This is a genomic window from Streptomyces sp. NPDC036813 (assembly GCF_055609245.1).
The window spans coordinates 202694-220199 of sequence record NZ_JBVJPV010000011.1 but is presented as its reverse complement, the minus strand read 5'-3'; the positions used below and the strand labels follow the sequence as shown (position 1 = coordinate 220199).

At 69.1% G+C, this 17506-nt stretch carries 15 protein-coding genes and 1 tRNA gene; 9 read left to right on the top strand and 7 right to left on the bottom strand.

Annotated features, from left to right (window positions below; translation table 11 throughout):
- Positions 1-55 precede the first annotated feature (55 nt).
- Positions 56-1354, top strand: coding sequence for a two-component system sensor histidine kinase PhoR (gene phoR, locus ACZ67Q_RS23530; RefSeq protein ID WP_471185308.1), 1299 nt, complete (start codon positions 56-58; stop codon positions 1352-1354).
- Positions 1351-2031, top strand: a complete 681-nt coding sequence (gene phoP, locus ACZ67Q_RS23525) for a two-component system response regulator PhoP (RefSeq protein WP_030734890.1) — start codon at positions 1351-1353, stop codon at positions 2029-2031. The genes phoR and phoP overlap by 4 nt, the downstream gene beginning before the upstream one ends.
- A gap of 90 nt (positions 2032-2121) precedes the next feature.
- Here phoP and ACZ67Q_RS23520 read toward each other — a convergent pair whose 3' ends face one another.
- Positions 2122-2778, bottom strand: coding sequence for a copper chaperone PCu(A)C domain-containing protein (locus tag ACZ67Q_RS23520; protein ID WP_471185304.1), 657 nt, complete (start codon positions 2776-2778; stop codon positions 2122-2124).
- Between the two features lie 729 nt (positions 2779-3507).
- On the opposite strand from ACZ67Q_RS23520, the gene ACZ67Q_RS23515 reads away from it, so the two are divergent.
- The 6 genes from ACZ67Q_RS23515 to ACZ67Q_RS23490 all read left to right on the top strand — a co-directional run bounded on the left by ACZ67Q_RS23515 (position 3508) and on the right by ACZ67Q_RS23490 (position 10454).
- The gene (locus ACZ67Q_RS23515) at positions 3508-3990 is read left to right on the top strand and encodes a CarD family transcriptional regulator (protein WP_003953493.1); all 483 of its coding nucleotides are present in this window, start codon (positions 3508-3510) and stop codon (positions 3988-3990) included.
- A gap of 361 nt (positions 3991-4351) precedes the next feature.
- Positions 4352-5101 (top strand): 2-C-methyl-D-erythritol 4-phosphate cytidylyltransferase, encoded by a 750-nt coding sequence (ispD, locus tag ACZ67Q_RS23510; protein ID WP_471185301.1) that lies wholly within the window; start codon positions 4352-4354, stop codon positions 5099-5101.
- Positions 5091-5636: a 2-C-methyl-D-erythritol 2,4-cyclodiphosphate synthase gene (gene ispF / locus ACZ67Q_RS23505; RefSeq protein WP_471185299.1), complete on the top strand. Its 546-nt coding sequence runs from the start codon at positions 5091-5093 to the stop codon at positions 5634-5636. The genes ispD and ispF overlap by 11 nt, the downstream gene beginning before the upstream one ends.
- A 570-nt stretch (positions 5637-6206) precedes the next feature.
- Positions 6207-7604, top strand: coding sequence for a cysteine--tRNA ligase (gene cysS, locus ACZ67Q_RS23500; RefSeq protein WP_471185296.1), 1398 nt, complete (start codon positions 6207-6209; stop codon positions 7602-7604).
- A gap of 86 nt (positions 7605-7690) precedes the next feature.
- Positions 7691-8635, top strand: a complete 945-nt coding sequence (gene rlmB / locus ACZ67Q_RS23495) for a 23S rRNA (guanosine(2251)-2'-O)-methyltransferase RlmB (RefSeq protein WP_471185294.1) — start codon at positions 7691-7693, stop codon at positions 8633-8635.
- Between the two features lie 118 nt (positions 8636-8753).
- Positions 8754-10454 (top strand): DoxX family membrane protein, encoded by a 1701-nt coding sequence (locus ACZ67Q_RS23490; RefSeq protein ID WP_471185291.1) that lies wholly within the window; start codon positions 8754-8756, stop codon positions 10452-10454.
- Between the two features lie 198 nt (positions 10455-10652).
- Here the strand turns inward: ACZ67Q_RS23490 and ACZ67Q_RS23485 are convergent, their stop codons facing one another.
- From ACZ67Q_RS23485 to ACZ67Q_RS23465, 5 genes are all read right to left on the bottom strand, one after another.
- Complete coding sequence (locus ACZ67Q_RS23485; protein ID WP_471185288.1) at positions 10653-11384, bottom strand: nucleotidyltransferase family protein; 732 nt, start codon at positions 11382-11384, stop codon at positions 10653-10655.
- A 362-nt stretch (positions 11385-11746) separates the two neighbouring features.
- Positions 11747-12205, bottom strand: a complete 459-nt coding sequence (locus tag ACZ67Q_RS23480) for a hypothetical protein (protein ID WP_471185285.1) — start codon at positions 12203-12205, stop codon at positions 11747-11749.
- Between the two features lie 204 nt (positions 12206-12409).
- A complete protein-coding gene (locus ACZ67Q_RS23475) occupies positions 12410-13498 on the bottom strand; it encodes an ABC transporter ATP-binding protein (RefSeq protein WP_471185283.1) in 1089 nt (362 codons plus the stop codon).
- 184 nt (positions 13499-13682) lie between these two features.
- Complete coding sequence (locus ACZ67Q_RS23470) at positions 13683-15908, bottom strand: UvrD-helicase domain-containing protein (RefSeq protein ID WP_471185280.1); 2226 nt, start codon at positions 15906-15908, stop codon at positions 13683-13685.
- Complete coding sequence (locus ACZ67Q_RS23465) at positions 15890-16810, bottom strand: hypothetical protein (protein WP_471185277.1); 921 nt, start codon at positions 16808-16810, stop codon at positions 15890-15892. The genes ACZ67Q_RS23470 and ACZ67Q_RS23465 overlap by 19 nt, the downstream gene beginning before the upstream one ends.
- Positions 16811-16913: 103 nt before the next feature.
- On the opposite strand from ACZ67Q_RS23465, the gene ACZ67Q_RS23460 reads away from it, so the two are divergent.
- Positions 16914-16987 (top strand) — tRNA-Thr (locus tag ACZ67Q_RS23460).
- A gap of 39 nt (positions 16988-17026) precedes the next feature.
- Here the strand turns inward: ACZ67Q_RS23460 and ACZ67Q_RS23455 are convergent.
- Positions 17027-17503 carry a GNAT family N-acetyltransferase gene (locus tag ACZ67Q_RS23455; protein ID WP_471185274.1) on the bottom strand — a complete coding sequence of 159 codons (477 nt, stop codon included), beginning with the start codon at positions 17501-17503 and terminating at the stop codon, positions 17027-17029.
- Positions 17504-17506 lie beyond the last annotated feature (3 nt).

Sequence of the window (17506 nt, the reverse complement as noted above, 5' to 3'; positions counted from 1 at the left end):
GAGCTGACACCCGGACGGCTGTGGGCATGTCGGATCCCATGCCTAACCTGGTGGCATGGACGTGAACGCGGCGGTCGCCGCAGCGGCTGCGATCGCCGGGGTGCTCACCGGTGTGATCGCCATGCTCGCGTTCCGCTGGAGCGAGCGGGAGCAGAAGCGCCCCACTCGTACCTCTCTGCACACCGAGGCCGTGCTCCCGCCCGGCGTCGACACCGTCCTGTCCGTACTCCGCTCCTCCGCCGTCGTCCTCGACGAGGCGGACGCCGTGGTCAAGGCCAGCTCCGCCGCGTACGCCCTCGGGCTGGTGCGCGGCGGCCGGCTCTCCGTGGAGCCGATGCTCCAGATGGCCCGCGACACCCGCAGGGACGGGGAGATACGACAGGTCGAGCTCGACCTGCCCAGGAGGGGCACCGGACGCGGAGAGGCGCTCGCCGTCTCCGCGCGGGTCGCGCCGCTCGGGTCGCGGTTGGTGCTGCTGCTCGTCGAGGACCTCACCGAGGCCCGGCGCATCGAGGCGGTCCGGCGGGACTTCGTGGCGAACGTGAGCCATGAGCTGAAGACACCGGTCGGCGCGCTCTCCCTGCTGTCCGAGGCCGTCATGGACGCCTCCGACGACCCGGAGGCCGTGCAGCGGTTCGCCGGGCGCATGCAGATCGAGGCGACCCGGCTGACCAACCTGGTCCAGGAACTCATCGACCTCTCTCGGGTGCAGAACGACGACCCGCTGGAGGACGCCGAGCCGGTCCGGGTCGACGAACTCGTCGCCGAGGCCATCGACCGGTGCCGCCACCAGGCGGGCGCCAAGCAGATCACCATGGCGGCGGGCGGCACGGCGGACCTGGCCGTGTGGGGCAACCGCGGGCAGCTCGCCGCCGCCCTCGGCAACCTCGTCGAGAACGCCGTCAACTACTCCCCGGCCCGCACCCGCGTCGGCATCGCCGCCCGGCGGCTCACCGCACCCGGCGGTGACATGATCGAGATCGCCGTGACCGACCAGGGCATCGGCATCTCCGACAAGGACAAGGAGCGCATCTTCGAGCGCTTCTACCGCGTCGACCCGGCCCGCTCCCGTGCCACCGGAGGCACCGGCCTGGGCCTGGCCATCGTCAAACACGTGGCCGCCTCGCACGGCGGGGAGGTCACGGTGTGGAGCGCCGAGGGACAGGGCTCCACCTTCACCCTGCGACTGCCGGAGGCGGGTGCGGGCCGGGACCGCGCCCAGCAGCACCCCGACCTCGAAGGCGAGGACGACCCCGACGGGGCCGGCCGGTCCACCGAGCCGTCGCGCGGCTCGTCCCACACCCCCGACTCATCCGCGTACGAAACGCTTTCCGCCCCGGAGGTCCTTCCGTGACCCGTGTGCTCGTCGTCGAGGACGAGGAGTCCTTCTCCGACGCCCTGTCGTACATGCTCCGCAAGGAGGGCTTCGAGGTGGCCGTCGCGGCCACCGGCCCCGACGGACTCGACGAGTTCGAGCGCAACGGCGCCGACCTCGTTCTCCTCGACCTGATGCTGCCGGGTCTGCCCGGTACGGAGGTGTGCCGGCAGCTGCGCGGCCGCTCCAACGTCCCGGTGATCATGGTGACCGCCAAGGACAGCGAGATCGACAAGGTCGTCGGCCTGGAGATAGGGGCCGACGACTACGTGACCAAGCCCTTCTCCTCGCGCGAACTGGTCGCCCGCATCCGCGCGGTGCTGCGTCGCCGCGGCGAGCCGGAGGAGGTCGCCCCGGCCGCGCTGGAGGCCGGCCCGGTCCGCATGGACGTCGACCGGCACGTGGTCACGGTCGGCGGCTCCAAGGTCGACCTGCCGCTGAAGGAGTTCGACCTGCTGGAGATGCTGCTGCGCAACGCGGGCCGCGTCCTGACCCGTATGCAGCTCATCGACCGCGTCTGGGGCGCCGACTACGTGGGCGACACCAAGACCCTCGACGTCCACGTCAAGCGGCTGCGCGCCAAGATCGAGCCGGACCCGGGCGCGCCGCGCTACCTGGTGACGGTGCGGGGCCTCGGCTACAAGTTCGAGCCGTAAACCGCGGTCGCGGATCTGTGACTACGGCGAAGGGCGGCACCCCGAGTGGGGGTGCCGCCCTTCGCCGTCGTGCTGCGGTACCGCGACGGCTCAGTGGCCGGCCGACGGGGAGGTGCTCGCGGACGCCTGGTCGGACGGAGTGCCGGAGGGCGACTTCGAGGTGTTCGGCGACGGGGAGCCGGACGGGGAGCCGGAGGGCTTCTGGGCGGGGCTTTGCGCCGGAGTGTTCGGAACCTCGCTCGGACCCCACTCGGAGAAGTAGCTCTTCGCCGGCACGATGTAGGCGCTCAGGGTCACGTCCCCGGCCTTGCTGAACGTGAAGGTGATGTTCTGGACGCTGCCGTCCTGCGTGGCCTCGCGGCTGCCGTGCAGGGTGGCCGCGGCGTTGCCCTTGCCGCCGATGACGACAGAGCCACCGGCGGGGACGATCACCTTGCCGTTGCCCGTGGCGGGCTTGAGGTCGGCCGGCTGGGCGACGCCCGCCACCTTGACGGTCTCCAGCGTCTCGTCGGCCGGCCCCGAGTTGTACAGGGTGGCGGAGACCGCCGCCGGGCCGGTGGACTCGCGGTCGGGCTGGGTGATGACGAGCGCGTTCTGGATCTTGATGTCCCCGACGCTCGTGGCGGCGTTGTCCGGCTTGATCTGCAGGGTCTGGGCGTTGTTCCCGGAGCCACAGGCGGCCAGCGAGGCGATCGAGAGGGCGGTGACGGAGGCGGCGAGGGCGCCGCGTCGAAGGCTGCTGCTCACGGCGGCGGCAACTCCTTGAACGCAGGGGCAGCTTTCCTTGTAAAGCCGCCCTAAGGGTCAGTCAGCGCGCTTAGGTTATCGAGCCGTTCCCGCGCCGCCGCACCCGACCCTCCCCGGAGCCCCGGGATCGCTCGGCAGGCGGTACGGGGAGGGACCTCGCCGCGGGACATCGTCGTGGGCCCTCCCTCACCGGGCTCCTGAGTCACTTCTGACTCACCAGTCACTTAGAGCACTGCCTTCGTACGCCATTCACATAAGTCACCGCAGGTCTTGGCGGTGCCGTAGGCGAATATTCCGTGAAGAATGCACGGCCGTCGCCGGAATTGATCACGCCGGGAAGAGCCGGCACCCTTCCGGCCGCCTTCCCGCTCCCTTCCTGCTTCCTTCCGGATCGCTTCCCGGCGCCTTCCGCGCCGGGCGTGATCAATTCCGGATTCGGCGCGTAAGCGCCTCCGGTGGGCCGAACGGAGTAGCGCAAGTCGCACACACGGAACCAGACATTTGGGGATGTTCGACCCCGTGAAGGGGCCTCCCAGAGGTTGTGACGGGCGCGTTTCCTGTGCCCCGGGAAGCGCCTCCGACCTGCGAATACCTGCCTCCGCTCGCTCGCCGCAGCACGTCCCCGTCGCTGTTGTCAAGCCCCGAGATATGCCCTGACCTGCGAAAACGCCATTCAGAAGACGCCGTATCCGTGTTACTCTGGATAGCCACGGAAGGGGTACCTGTCACATGACGTTCAAGGTTGGCGACACCGTGGTCTATCCCCATCACGGGGCCGCGCTGATCGAGGCCATCGAAACTCGCCAGATCAAAGGCGTGGACAAGACCTACTTGGTGCTGAAGGTCGCCCAGGGTGACCTGACGGTACGTGTGCCAGCGGACAATGCGGAGTTCGTCGGCGTGCGTGATGTGGTCGGTCAGGACGGGCTGGACCGAGTCTTCGAGGTGCTGCGCGCTCCGTACGCCGAGGAGCCCACGAACTGGTCCCGTCGTTACAAGGCAAATCTGGAGAAGCTCGCCTCCGGCGATGTCATCAAGGTCGCGGAAGTCGTGCGTGACCTGTGGCGTCGTGAGCGCGAGCGCGGACTCTCCGCAGGTGAGAAGCGCATGCTCGCCAAGGCGCGGCAGATCCTGGTGAGCGAGCTCGCCCTCGCGGAGAACACGAACGAGGACAAGGCCGAGGCCCTCCTCGACGAGGTTCTCGCGTCCTGACGCGGCCCCGTCCGCCTCAGTTCAGCACGGTGTGAAATGCCGCGGTGCCCGATGACCTGACTGTGTCGCCGGGCGCTGCGGCATGTTCGTTTCCGCCGCCACGTACGCGTGTCGCTGCGTACGCTACGTCTCGTACGTTTCCATATCCGCGCACGTGACGCCGCTGCGGTCCTGCTGTCGTCCTGTCGAGCTGTCGTACTCGAGCCGTCGTCCTGTCCGCGGGAAAGCCCCCGACACCGATGTGCCGGGGTCGGCCCGCCGACTCGACCAGGGTCACGGAAGGGTCCGGTCAGAGCGTCGCGCGCCCGGCACGGTGAGGCCATACCCACCGGGGCCGAGCACACAAACCTGACAGGAACCGATGTCTGACGTTTCGCGTCCTTCAGCCCCCGAGCCGCGTACGGCCGTGGTGATTCCGGCCGCAGGTCGCGGCGTACGCCTGGGGCCCGGCGCCCCCAAAGCGCTGCGCGCGCTGAGCGGCACGCCGATGCTGGTGCACGCGGTGCGCGCCATGGCGGCGTCGCGGTTTGTCTCCCTCGTCGTGGTCGTGGCTCCGCCGGACGGCGCAGGAGAGGTCAAGAGCCTGCTCGACGCGCACGCGCTCCCCGAACGGACGGACTTCCTCGTCGTGCCGGGCGGGGAGTCACGGCAGGAGTCCGTGAAGCTCGGGCTGGACGCGCTGCCGGGTGAGTACGACATCGTGCTGGTCCACGACGCGGCGCGGCCGCTGGTGCCCGTGGACACGGTGGACGCGGTGATCGAGGCGGTGCGCGGGGGTGCGGTGGCCGTGGTTCCGGCGGTGCCGCTCGCGGACACCGTGAAGGAGGTGGAGCCGGCGGTGGAGGGGGACCCCGAGCCGGTGCTGGCCACGCCGTCGCGGGCGCGGCTGCGGGCCGTGCAGACGCCGCAGGGGTTCGACCGGGCGACGCTGGTGCGGGCGCACGAGAGCGTGACCGGGGACGTGACGGACGACGCGAGCATGGTCGAGCAGCTCGGGGAGCCGGTGGTGGTCGTGCCGGGGCACGAGGAGGCGTTCAAGGTGACGCGGCCGTTGGATCTTGTGCTGGCGGAGGCGGTTCTCGCGCGGCGGAGGCTGAACGATGGGTTCTGAGGCTGTGCCCGGGGTTGAGCCTGCGGCTGTGCCTGGGGTTGGGCCGGCGGCTGTGCCGCTGCTTCCTCGGGTGGGGATCGGTACCGATATCCACGCCTTCGAGGAAGGGCGTGAATTGTGGTGCGCGGGGTTGAAGTGGGAAGGGGAGGGGCCCGGGCTCGCCGGGCACTCCGACGCGGATGTCGTCGCCCACGCGGCGTGCAACGCCTTGTTCTCCGCGGCGGGGCTGGGGGATCTCGGGCAGCACTTCGGGACCGGGCGGCCGGAGTGGTCCGGGGCGTCGGGGGTGACGCTGCTGGCGGAGGCCGCGCGGATCGTGCGCGAGGCGGGGTTCGTCATCGGGAACGTCGCGGTGCAGGTGATCGGGGCGCGGCCGAAGATCGGTAAGCGGCGGGGCGAGGCGGAGGCGCTGCTGTCGTCGGTGGTGGGGGCGGAGGTGTCGGTGTCCGGGGCGACGACGGACGGGCTCGGGTTTCCTGGGCGGGGGGAGGGGCTCATGGCGGTGGCCACGGCGTTGGTGGTTCGGGCGGGCTGAGGTTCGGGCGGGTTGAGGTTCGGTCGGCCGCGGGTGTGTTGTGGCTGGTCGCCTTTGCCTGCGGCGCCTGGTCGTGTTTCGGCTGCCGGCCGGTGGGGGTTCGTCGCGCCGTTCCCCGCGCCCCTTTTTTGCCTGCGGCGGCCCGTTGCGGTCGCGTCGTGGCGTGCGTCGCCTGCGGCCGGTGAGTGGGTCGGGGCCGGGGCGGGGGGTGTCCGTCCTCGGTCCGGCCGCCCGTCCCCGACGAGTGCGCCGTTGCCCGGTGCCGGCCGCTGCGGGCGGACACCCCCCGCCCCGGCCCCTCACCTCCGTACGCGGGTGCACCACCGCCGTGGCGCGCGCGGCCGCGGGTCGCCGTCCCGCGTAGCTGCGGCGGGCGGCCGTCGCACGGGCTGGGGCGCCCGCCGGCGGCGGTGAGCGTGCCCACCCCCGGCCGGCCACGATCCCGGGCGCCGGTGAACGCCGGACCGCTCACCCTCCGCCCCCGCCGGAGGCGGACGCACAGGTCACGAAAGCGTCCCCGTGAGCCCGCCGCGGCGCCTGGCATCGGTGCGGGGCCACTACTCTGGATGCGTGACCATTCGCCTGTACGACACCAGCGCCCGGCAGATCCGTGACTTCACCCCCCTCACGCCGGGTTGTGTCTCGATCTACCTGTGTGGCGCCACCGTGCAGGCGGCCCCGCACATCGGGCACATCCGTTCGGGGCTGAACTTCGACATCCTGCGCCGCTGGTTCGCCTACCGCGGCTACGACGTCACCTTCATCCGCAACGTCACGGACATCGACGACAAGATCATCGGGAAGGCCGCCGAGCAGGGCCGCCCCTGGTGGTCCATCGGGTACGAGAACGAGCGGGCCTTCAACGACGGCTACACCGCCCTCGGCTGCCTCCCGCCGACGTACGAGCCGCGCGCCACCGGCCATGTCACCGAGATGGTCGAGATGATGCGCACGCTCATCGAGCGCGGGCACGCCTACGAGGCCGACGGCAGCGTCTACTTCGACGTCCGCTCGTGGCCGTCGTATCTGGAGCTGTCGCGGCAGGACCTGGACGAGATGCGCCAGCCCGCCGAGGAGGGCATCACCGGCAAGCGGGACCCGCGGGACTTCGCCATGTGGAAGGCCGTCAAGCCGGGTGAGCCGAGCTGGGAGACGCCGTGGGGGCGCGGGCGTCCCGGGTGGCACCTGGAGTGCTCCGCCATGGCGCACAAATACCTGGGGCCGTCCTTCGACATCCACGGCGGCGGCCTCGACCTGATCTTCCCGCACCACGAGAACGAGATCGCCCAGGCCAAGGCGTTCGGCGACGACTTCGCCCAGTACTGGCTGCACAACGCCTGGGTCACCATGAGCGGCGAGAAGATGTCCAAGTCGCTGGGCAACTCCGTGCTCGTCAGCGAGATGGTCAAGCAGTGGCGGCCCATCGTGCTGCGGTACTACCTCGGTACGCCGCACTACCGCTCGACCATCGAGTACAGCGAGGAGTCGCTGCGCGAGGCCGAGTCCGCGTTCGCCCGTATCGAGGGCTTCGTGCAGCGGGTCGTGGAGAAGGCCGGCCAGGTCGAGCCCGCCGCCGAGGTGCCGCCCGCCTTCGCCGAGGCCATGGACGACGACCTCGGCGTCCCGCAGGCCCTGGCGGTCATTCACACGACGGTGCGCCAGGGCAACAGCGCGCTGGCCGCCGACGACAAGGACGCCGCCGTCGCACGGCTCGCCGAGGTGCGGGCCATGCTGGGCGTCCTCGGGCTCGACCCGCTCGACGAGCAGTGGGCCGGCGAGAGCGACCGGGGCGACGATCTGCACGGGGTCGTCGACAGTCTCGTACGCCTGGTCCTGGAGCAGCGTGAGTCCGCTCGGGCGCGCAAGGACTGGGCCACCGCGGACGCCATCCGGGACCAGCTCGGCCAGTCCGGGCTGGTCATCGAGGACAGCCCGCAGGGCCCGCGGTGGAGCCTCGGAGCCCGCTAGAACACCGCGAATGTGCCGCTCGGGGCTCCGGGCGGCACACTTGCACTGACGTACGTACACCAACGCATCACGGAGACAGGTAGGTCATGGCCGCGAACAACCGTCGCATGTCCGGTAAGAAGGGCGCGCAGGTCGGCAGTGGCGGCAAGCGGCGCCGGGGCCTTGAGGGCAAGGGCCCGACTCCGCCCGCCGAGATGCGCAAGGGACACGCCAAGCAGCGTGCGGCGCAGTCGAAGGCCCGGCGCGCGCAGGGGCGTGCGCCGCAGCGCCGGGGCGGCGGCAAGTCCGCCTCCGAGCTGGTCGTCGGCCGTAACCCGGTCTACGAGGCGCTGCGCGAGGGCGTGCCCGCCTCCACGCTGTACGTGCAGCAGTTCATCGACAACGACGAGCGGGTGCGCGAGGCGCTGCAGCTCGCCGCGGAGCGCGGTGGCATCAACCTGATGGAGGCCCCGCGTCCCGAGCTGGACCGGATGACCAACGGGCTCAACCACCAGGGCCTCGTCCTGCAGATCCCGCCGTACGAGTACGCCCACCCCGAGGACCTCGCCGACGCCGCCGCGGACGAGGGCGAGGACCCGCTGATCGTCGCCCTCGACGGGGTGACCGACCCGCGCAACCTCGGTGCCGTCGTGCGGTCCGTCTCCGCCTTCGGCGGGCACGGTGTCGTCGTGCCCGAGCGGCGTGCGGCCGGCATGACCGCCGGTGCCTGGAAGACGTCCGCCGGTACGGCCGCCCGGACGCCGGTCGCGCGCGCGACCAATCTGACGCGTGCGCTCGAGGCGTACAAGAAGGCCGGGATCGTCGTCGTCGGCCTGGCCGCCGACGGGGACGTCGAGATCGGTGAGCTGGACGCGCTCGGCGGGCCGGTGTGCATCGTCGTCGGCAGCGAGGGCAAGGGTCTGTCCCGGCTGGTCGGTGAGACCTGTGACTTCCGGGTACGCATCCCGATGCCGGGTGGCGCCGAGTCGCTCAACGCCGGTGTCGCCGCGGGCATCGTCCTCTACGAGGCCGCGTCCCGCCGTCGGGCCTGAATGTCTGTTCGCTGATATCGCCCACACGGGGGATTACGGGCTGTCCGGACAACCTTGACGGGGTCCGGACAGATCCACGCGGTCAAGGCAGTGTCCTATCTCGGCGTCACTCGGTTAGATGAGTGTGGACACCAGAACACCCCGCACACCCACGGGGGACCGCTCGTCGGGTTACGACGACGCTCCCGCGCTGAGCATGGTGAAGGTGCCGAGCGATCCGGCGCAGATCATCGTGAGCCACGCGAGCTTCCGCGTGCAGTTGGGTGCGTCGTCCGTGCGCACCCGGTCCCCGCGGATCGCGCGGCACTTGAGCGCGGGCCAGGACACCGCGCGCGTGACCGCCGCCGCGGCCGCAGGGGCCGCCCGTCGGCGACCCGTCGTCTGGAGCGGCCGGTCCGACCCCGACGACACCGGCGCCCACCGCCTGCTCCAGGCCGTGCGGGCCGGCAGCGTCGGCCACGTCGAGCCCTCCGCCGGTGACGCCGGAGCCACCCAGGTGCTGCCCCGCGTCGCCCCCGGCCACGAGGGCTACGTCGGCTACGACGACCTGGCACAGACCGTCGAGACGCCCGTCGTCGGCGCCCAGCGCACCTCCGAGGACGGCGCGGGCACCCGCCTGCTGCCCGCGATGCGCAGCGTCGGCAGCGTCTACGACGAGCTCGGCGAGCCCGGACACGGCGATGCCGGGTACGGCGATCCCGGGTACGGCGGCTTCGGTGACGTCGGCGAGAGCGGCGAGGACAGCGGCGAGACGGACGCCCGCGGCCGGCGCCACGGTGACGATCCCGCCCGGCACGCGTACTACCCGCACCGCCGGATGAACCTCGGCGTCGTCCTGCTCCCGCTGCGCATCTTCCTCGGCTTCATCTCCATCTACGCCGGCATGGGCAAGCTGTGCGACCCCGTCTACTTCGACGGCGGCAAGCGCGGCTCCATGGTCAAGTGGCTCAACACCCTGCACCCCTGGGAGGTCGCCGAGCCGCTGCGCCAGTTCGCCCTCCACCACCCCGTCGGCTCCGGCCTGGTCATCGCCTTCCTCCAGGTGGTGGTCGGCGTGCTGACCGTCCTGGGCTGCTGGCAGCGGGTCGCGGCCGTGTTCGGCGCGATGCTGTCGGCCGCGCTCATCGTCACCGTCAGCTGGAAGACGGTCCCCGCCTACGACGCCCCCGACATCATCTACCTCGCCGCCTGGTCCCCGCTGATCATCGCCGGCGCCCCCGTCTACTCCGTCGACGGCCGCCTCGCCGCGAGCGCCTGGCGACGGCTCGGGCCGCGCTCCGACATCTGGGAACTGCGGCGCTATGTGCTGCGCCGCGGTGCGCTGATCACCGCGGTCGCCACCGGGCTGACCCTGCTCGTGGGTTCGCTGCTGGGCGGTGCCGTGCGCGACGCGGACCGGGTCGTCGCACCCGGGCCCGGCGAGGCCCCGCGCAACGAACTGCCCGGCTCACCGCTGCCGCAGCGGCCCGGTGAGCACACCCGGCGGCACACGCCGTCGGCGTCCGCCGCCCCGACGCGGGGCGCGGCCTCCTCCGGCCCCCAGCACGAGACGCACAAGCCGGGGGCGACGCGTTCCTCGGGTACGGCGACCACCGGCACGCCCAGCCAGACGCAGGGCACCGGCGGACAGGCGCCGTCGCGGCACTCCTCGCCGACCGGTCAGGGCCCGAGCACCAGCTCCGGGCCGACCTCCGGCGGCGGCACGTCGGGCGGCTCCGGGTCGTCGGGCGGCAGCGGCGGTGGCTCCGGGTCGTCCTCTTCCGGTGGCTCCGGCTCCTCCTCCGGCCAGTCCGGCCTTGTGGGCGGCCTGTTGGGGTAACCGGGCCGGTGGGCGACATGCTCGGGTAGCCCACCGGCCGAATCCTCCGACGATCCTTCGGCCGACCCGGCGGCCGGTACGGCGATGGGGCTCCGCGTGCGGTGTGCGGAGCCCCATCGGCGTGCGGTGCGGTGGTCGCGGCGTGGTGCGCTGACTGCGGTGGCGAGTGTGCCGTGCGTGCGCTGCGCTGCGGTGCCGTCAGCGGCCCAGGGCCGCCAGTTCCTTGGCCGCCTCGGTCAGGTCCTTCGCCGTGTCGATCGCCCGCCAGTAGGCGCCCTGGGGGATCGGGAAGCCGGCCAGGCGGCGCTCCCGGGCCAGGTGCGGGAACGTGGTGCGCTCGTGGTCGCCGCGCTCGGGGAGGAGGCCGGCGAAGGCCGGGGAGAAGACGTAGACGCCCGCGTTGATCTCGAACGTCGACGGCGGCGCCTCGATGAAGTCGGTGATGTGGCCGAAGCCGTCGGTCTGCACGGCGCCCCAGGGGATGCGGGGGCGGGCGAGGGCGAGCGTCGCCAGGGCGTCCCGCTCGGTGTGGAAGTCGGCCATGTCGCGCAGCGAGAAGCGGGTCCAGATGTCGCCGTTGGTGGCGTACCAGGGGCGGTCCGGGTGCGGCAGGTGCGCGGCGGCGAACTTCAGGCCGCCACCACGGCCGAGCGGCTCCGCCTCGACGACGGTGGTGACGCGCACGGGCAGGTCGGCCGACCGGAGCCACTGCTCGAGCACGTCGGCGAGGTGGCCGCAGGAGACGACCACGTCGGTGACGCCCTCTTCGGCGAGCCAGGTGAGCTGGTGACCGATGATGGGGGTGCCCGTCCCGGGGATCTCGACCATCGGCTTGGGCCGGTCGTCGGTGTAGGGGCGCAGCCGGGAACCTTGGCCTCCGGCCAGGATGACGGCTTGGGTGGGGCGGGTCAGGGCGTGCGGATGGGTCATGCCGGAAGACTACGGGGTGCCTCCGGCGGCTTGGCCGGGTGTGCCTGCGGCGGCTTGTTCGGGTGCCTGTGGCGCCGGCCGTTCTTTGCCCGCGGGTGCGTGGGTGGTTGCTCGCGCCGTTCCCCGCGCCCCTTGTGTGCCTGCGGCGGCCCGTTTCTGTCCGGTGGGTGGCTCGCGTCGCGCCTTCGGTTCGGTGTGGGTCGGGGCCGGGGTGGGGGGTGTCCGTCCTCGGTCCGGCCGACCGTCCCTTACAAGGGTGCCGTGTCTCGGTGCCGGACGCTGCGGGCGGACACCCCCCACCCCGCCCCCTTCCCGCCGTGCGCGGGTGCCGGGGCGCCGGGGCATGGGGTCCTTCGGGGGCGTCAGCTGTGGGCCGCCAGGACGCCCGAGGCGTACGACGTGTCGCAGACCGGGCGGGCGAAGGACTGGGCGCGGGACGGGCCGTAGATGCGGACAGCGGCGCGGCCCAGGGCCCGGGCGATGGAGGTGCAGTGCTTGGCCAGTGAGGGCCTGTCGTTGACGGCCTGCTGGAGGTGGGTGAGGGCGATGCCGGGGTCCTTCTGCTGGAGCTCGGTGAGGAGCTGGTCGCGCAGGAGGTCCTGCGGCGCGCGGGGGGCGGAGTTCCTGGCGTCCGTCACGCCCGTCACGTCGGTGGCGGTGAGCACCGAGTCCGAGGGGTTCCCGGACCAGTTGACCCGGGTGACGGCGAGGGTCCCGGAGAGCACCAGGACGACGGGCAGGACGAGGGCGAGGGAGCGGCCGATGCGGCGGGCGGGGCCCCGGTGACCGCGTCGCGTCTGTTGGGTGGTGGAGTGCTTCACGCGTGTGAGGGTAGCGCCCGGTAATGATTTGGCGACATTTAGTCACCTGTTCGGGGGACGGCAGAGGGGGGATTTTGCGGTAGTGGGTTGACGTACGGCAGTCGAAAGGGGGCTTTTGCCGGGGTATTTGTCGACAACGAAAAGGGCCCCGCTCCAGTTCGCGGGGCCCTCGTCGTCAACCTGGGTGAATCATGCGCCGGAGGGTCAGTCCGACAGGCGCGCGCCCGTCGACGTGGAGAACACGTGGGTCTCGCCCGAGCGCGGCACGACGTGCAGCGTGCTTCCCTTCTCCGGCACCTCGCGGCCGCCCACGCGGACCACGAGGTCCTTGGTCTCGGCGCCGACCTTGGCGGTGCCGTAGACGAACGCGTCGGAGCCCAGCTCCTCCACGACGTTGACGGTGACCGCGACACCGAGGTCGGAGTCGGGTCCCGCCACGTCGAAGTGCTCGGGCCGGACGCCGACGGTGACGGTCTTGTCGGTGGCGGCGGCCAGCGCGTCGCGGTCGACCGGCACGACGCTGTTGCCGAACTTCACGCCGCCGTCGGTGATCGGGACCTCGACGAGGTTCATCGCCGGGGAGCCGATGAAGCCGGCCACGAAGAGGTTGGCGGGCCTGTCGTACATGTTGCGCGGGGTGTCGACCTGCTGGAGCAGACCGTCCTTGAGGACCGCGACGCGGTCGCCCATGGTGAGGGCCTCGACCTGGTCGTGGGTGACGTAGACCGTGGTGATGCCCAGGCGGCGCTGGAGGGAGGCGATCTGGGTACGGGTGGAGACGCGGAGCTTGGCGTCCAGGTTGGACAGCGGCTCGTCCATGAGGAAGACCTGCGGCTCGCGGACGATCGCGCGGCCCATCGCCACACGCTGGCGCTGACCGCCGGAGAGTGCCTTCGGCTTGCGGTCCAGGTACTCGGTGAGGTCGAGGATCTTCGCGGCCTCCTCGACCTTCTGCCGGATCTCCGCCTTGTTGACGCCGGCGATCTTGAGCGCGAAGCCCATGTTGTCGGCGACCGTCATGTGCGGGTAGAGCGCGTAGTTCTGGAACACCATGGCGATGTCCCGGTCCTTCGGCGGCAGGTGCGTCACATCGCGGTCGCCGATGCGGATGGCGCCGCCGTTGACGTCCTCCAGGCCCGCGAGCATCCGCAGGGAGGTGGACTTGCCGCAGCCGGACGGACCGACCAGGACGAGGAACTCCCCGTCGGCGATCTCGATGTCCAGGGCGTCGACGGCGGGCTTGGTGGAACCCGGGTAGATCCGGGTCGCCTTGTCGAACGTGACAGTGGCCATGGTGAATGGGCCCCCTTCTACCGGCAGGAACGTGCCGGACGATCCGTTGTAGGAAGGTGGTTGGTGTAGTCCACGCAGGTGAACTGGCACAGGACGGTACCTGGCGTTCACCTGGTCTGTCAGTAGGCGAGCCCCTGTGAACTTCGCGGAAATTTTCGATCGGGGCGGGTGATGGCAGCGGCGATCAGAGGGTTGCAACCCCTGCGTCGAGGGCTTTGGTGACGATGGTGCTGAACTCCCCCTCCTTGGGGGCGAAGACGTTCAGGTGACTCTCGGCACGACTGACCGCGAGGTAGAACTGGGAGTACAGCGCGCGCATGGCACTGCCACCCTGTCCGTACTCGTGCACTCCCCCTGCCCCGCCCACCACGACGGCGTGCGAGAACTGCAGGCCGGCGGCGTACTCAGCCGCTGTGACGATCAGGGCACGACGGGAGTACCGCAGGCGGTCAATGTCGTCACGTCCTTCGATCAAGACGACTGAAGCCTTGGAGAATTCCGGTGCTTGGAGGGCCTGCTTGATCGCCTCCAGATCGCCGTTGGCCACCCCGATCAGAGCCACGCGCTGTTCCTGGCCGGCGTTCTTAAGGTACTCCAACGCGCTGCGGAGTGCCGTAGTAGTCAATGCCTCGCGATTTATGAACTGCACACGCGGCAATTCATAACCCTCTTCGTCCGAAGCGCTCGGGGGTTGGTACTCCCAGTCGTGCCCCATCTCTACCATGTTGGGCATCGAGCTATGAAGGTGCTGAACGAATGCGAAAACGGGGGCGGAGAAGCGGTGCACCTTCTCGAGGTCGATGGAGGAAACCGTCTGAGTTCGCTGGAACACCTTCCCGGAGCCCCTGCTGAGCTCGTTCTCGGAAAGACCCGTCAGCAGGACGAAGATTGACTGATGCGGGTCCATGGCCATGATGAGCTTTGGGTGAAGCTCAGCTTCGCGTGTGAGGTGATGAAGGAGATACCGCTCCGAATCGCTGAAGAGATGGAATTCATCGACGAAAATAAGGTCGTATCCGCGTGATTCACGCAGAGTGTGCCACGTGTATGTCTCTAGGTAGCGCCGGAAGTCGTCCACCATCTGATCCGTGGTGAGCTGCTTTTCATCGTTCAGGCTCTTGATGTAGAAACGGTAGGCGGAAAAAGCGAGTTCACGGTCCGCGGTGGTGTCCAGGGGTACCATCCAAGGTTCGCGCTTCAATGCGCGATATTCCTCCAGAGCGTTGAAGCTCGGCTTGATCTGGTGCGTGTCGAACACCTCTGCGTATTCTCGAAGCAGTGCCCAACACAGTCGTAGCCGCTCTGACTGCTCGGATGCCGCGTTCACGCCGTCACTCACCCAAGGACTCACGAAGTTCTGGTAGGACGACCAGGTGTTGGCTCTGATCCGCTCGATGGCGGCGTTGATGAGTTTCATCTGCTGCTGTTTGCCATCGAGGCTGTCCTCACCCAGTACCTCCAGTTCTGTTCCCTGGAGCCACTGGCAGAGGAAAGTCAGCGGCATTACCTCGATGTGGTCACACAAACCTCGCTCGTCGAGCTTGTGGAGCGCCTCTTCAACCTGCTGGGCGATGGCCCAGCTGTGCGTGAGAAATAGGATCCGGAATGGCTGCTTGCCGAGTGCTTCTGCTTGGTACAACTCATGCAAGGCTTTGAGTTGCAGAATAAGTGTCTTCCCGGAGCCTGCTGCACCCCTGATTTTCAGCGGATTCACCAGGTCGTTGTTCAGGACATTGCGCTGCATCTCGGTGAGATAGGGGAGCCACTCCGAGAAGGTGCGGCCCTTGAGCAATGCGCCGGTGCCAACGCGCTCTAAATCGACAGAGTTCTGGACTCGCTGCGGCTTCGGGGTGCGGCGCGCGAAACTGGTCCGAGCGGTCTCCAGTGCGGCTTGGTAGGACGCCAGCGCCGCATTCGATGGCTCGAGGTCCCGCTCTGCCCTGAACTTCTGCAGGGTCATGTGGTCCTCTCGGCTGGTGAGCGCCCAGAAACAGAAGTGGCCCCCACCCAGTGACTCTGCTATCCACCGGAGTGAGTCCGGGTTGCTGTTTTTCGGCAGTGCGAAGAAAGCCAGAAGGTTCTCATAGGAGAACTTGCTCCATGCTGACGGGAGAGACACAGGAGGCCGTGCCATCGCCTGAGCAGCACGGTCCACTCGCTCTAAAAAGCGAGCGGCGTCGTACTCGTCATGGTCGAGGATATGTTCCCAGCACCACTGCTCAATCAGCACAAGACTGCTGAGTTCGGTGTCATCTCGGTGAATGAAGAAAGTCGCGTCGTCGACCCGCGTAGTCACGACGTCGTCAGAGATGAACTCATCCTGCGATCCGCGGTCTCCGGCCGCGTAGAAGTTCTGCAGGTAGGTGGTCAGGCTGGTACGAGTGAAGACGATCAAGTCGACGTTCCCCATTCTTCCGTGATTTTCGTCAGGCGGTGGTCCCGAGCGAATTCGTAGTCTTCCGGAAGGCCGATGTCGGTGAAGACCTGGGCCATTTGCTGGACGACGCGGTGGCAGAAGAGAGTGCTAAGTCGAGCCACGCGCCGGGCTTGCGTGGACGAGGTCTCGTCCATTGGTCTCACTGAAACGACTGATTCATGAACGCTGCTGACCAGGCGTAGCAGGGCGACGTATCCGGCGGGGTGCTGCGGGCTGGGCCTGTGCATGTACAGGAAGTCGCCGGGGAATCGCTTCAAGCGGTCCCGTACACTCGTCCTCAGCATCTGGTCTGCGCCCTTTTTACCCGGCTTCACCTTGTCCAGCCGCCTGCAATGAGCTTGAACGCAGCGACAGAAAGGATGGGTGTGGGCGCAGTTGGATAGTTCCTTGACGGACTTCTCCAGTGCCAGCAGGGTCCGGATGTCGGTCGCGAGGCCCTCGCGCTCCTTGCTGTTTACGGGAAGTAACTCTGCTACGTCGTCGGGATCGTATCCGAGCCGGATCATTTCAAAGGCGCGGTCCACTTGGTCGGTTGTGCTGGCATCCCTGAAATATTTCTGGATCGAGCGCTCGGAGGTGGATCGCTGGGTATCGATCTCTTTGGGGATGACAAATTGCTGCACGTATGAGTCGACTGGAATGGCGGGAACGTAGGTTATGAGGTTCCAGTTTTTGCCGTATGCCAGGTCGCAGTTTGCGGTGACAACGATACCCAGTGTCTTGTCGCTGTCGTGCGGAAATTCCTCCTTGGAGGACAGGAAATGCAGAACATCCCCTTGGCGAATAGGGCCGTCACCGTCAGCGGTCAGTCGCTCGTGCTCGGCGAATAAGCCCTCGTCGCGCGCGTCACCGAGTGCGAGTGTGGTGTCAGTCACACGGAGAGCGTACTCGCGGTGATCGGATAGCGGGAGAGGGCTGTGGCCTAGTCAGGCCGTCACTGTGTAAGGTGACCGGGACTTCACCTCGGTCGCTGTGCCTGCCTCCTTAGCTCAGCTGGTTAGAGCACCGCTCTTGTAAAGCGAAGGTCGTCGGTTCGAATCCGACAGGGGGCTCCGTGGAGCCCAGGTCAGCTGTGCTGGCCTGGGCTTTTGTCATTCCGTGGCCAGCTTCGTCAGGGCCTCGTCCGTCAGGCGGTATACCGTCCACTCGTCCTGGGGGCGGGCGCCGAGGGCGTCGTAGAAACCGATCGCGGGTTCGTTCCAGTTGAGGACCGACCACTCCAGGCGCTGGTAGCCGCGCCGGGTGCAGATGCGGGCGAGTTCGGTGAGCAGGGCCTTGCCGTGGCCGCCGCCGCGGGCCTCGGGGCGTACGAAGAGGTCCTCCAGGTAGATGCCGTGCGTTCCGCGCCAGGTGGAGAAGGACAGGAACCACAGCGCGAAGCCGACCGGCTCGCCGGTGTCGTCGTCCTCGGCGATGTGCGCGAAGGCGGCCGGGTGGTCGCCGAAGAGGGCGTCGTGGAGCTGGGCGGGGGTCGCCTTCGCTTCCTGCGGGGCCTTCTCGTAGGTGGCGAGTTCCCGGATCAGGGTGTGGATGACGGGGACGTCGGCGGGGGTGGCGGGGTGGATCATCGG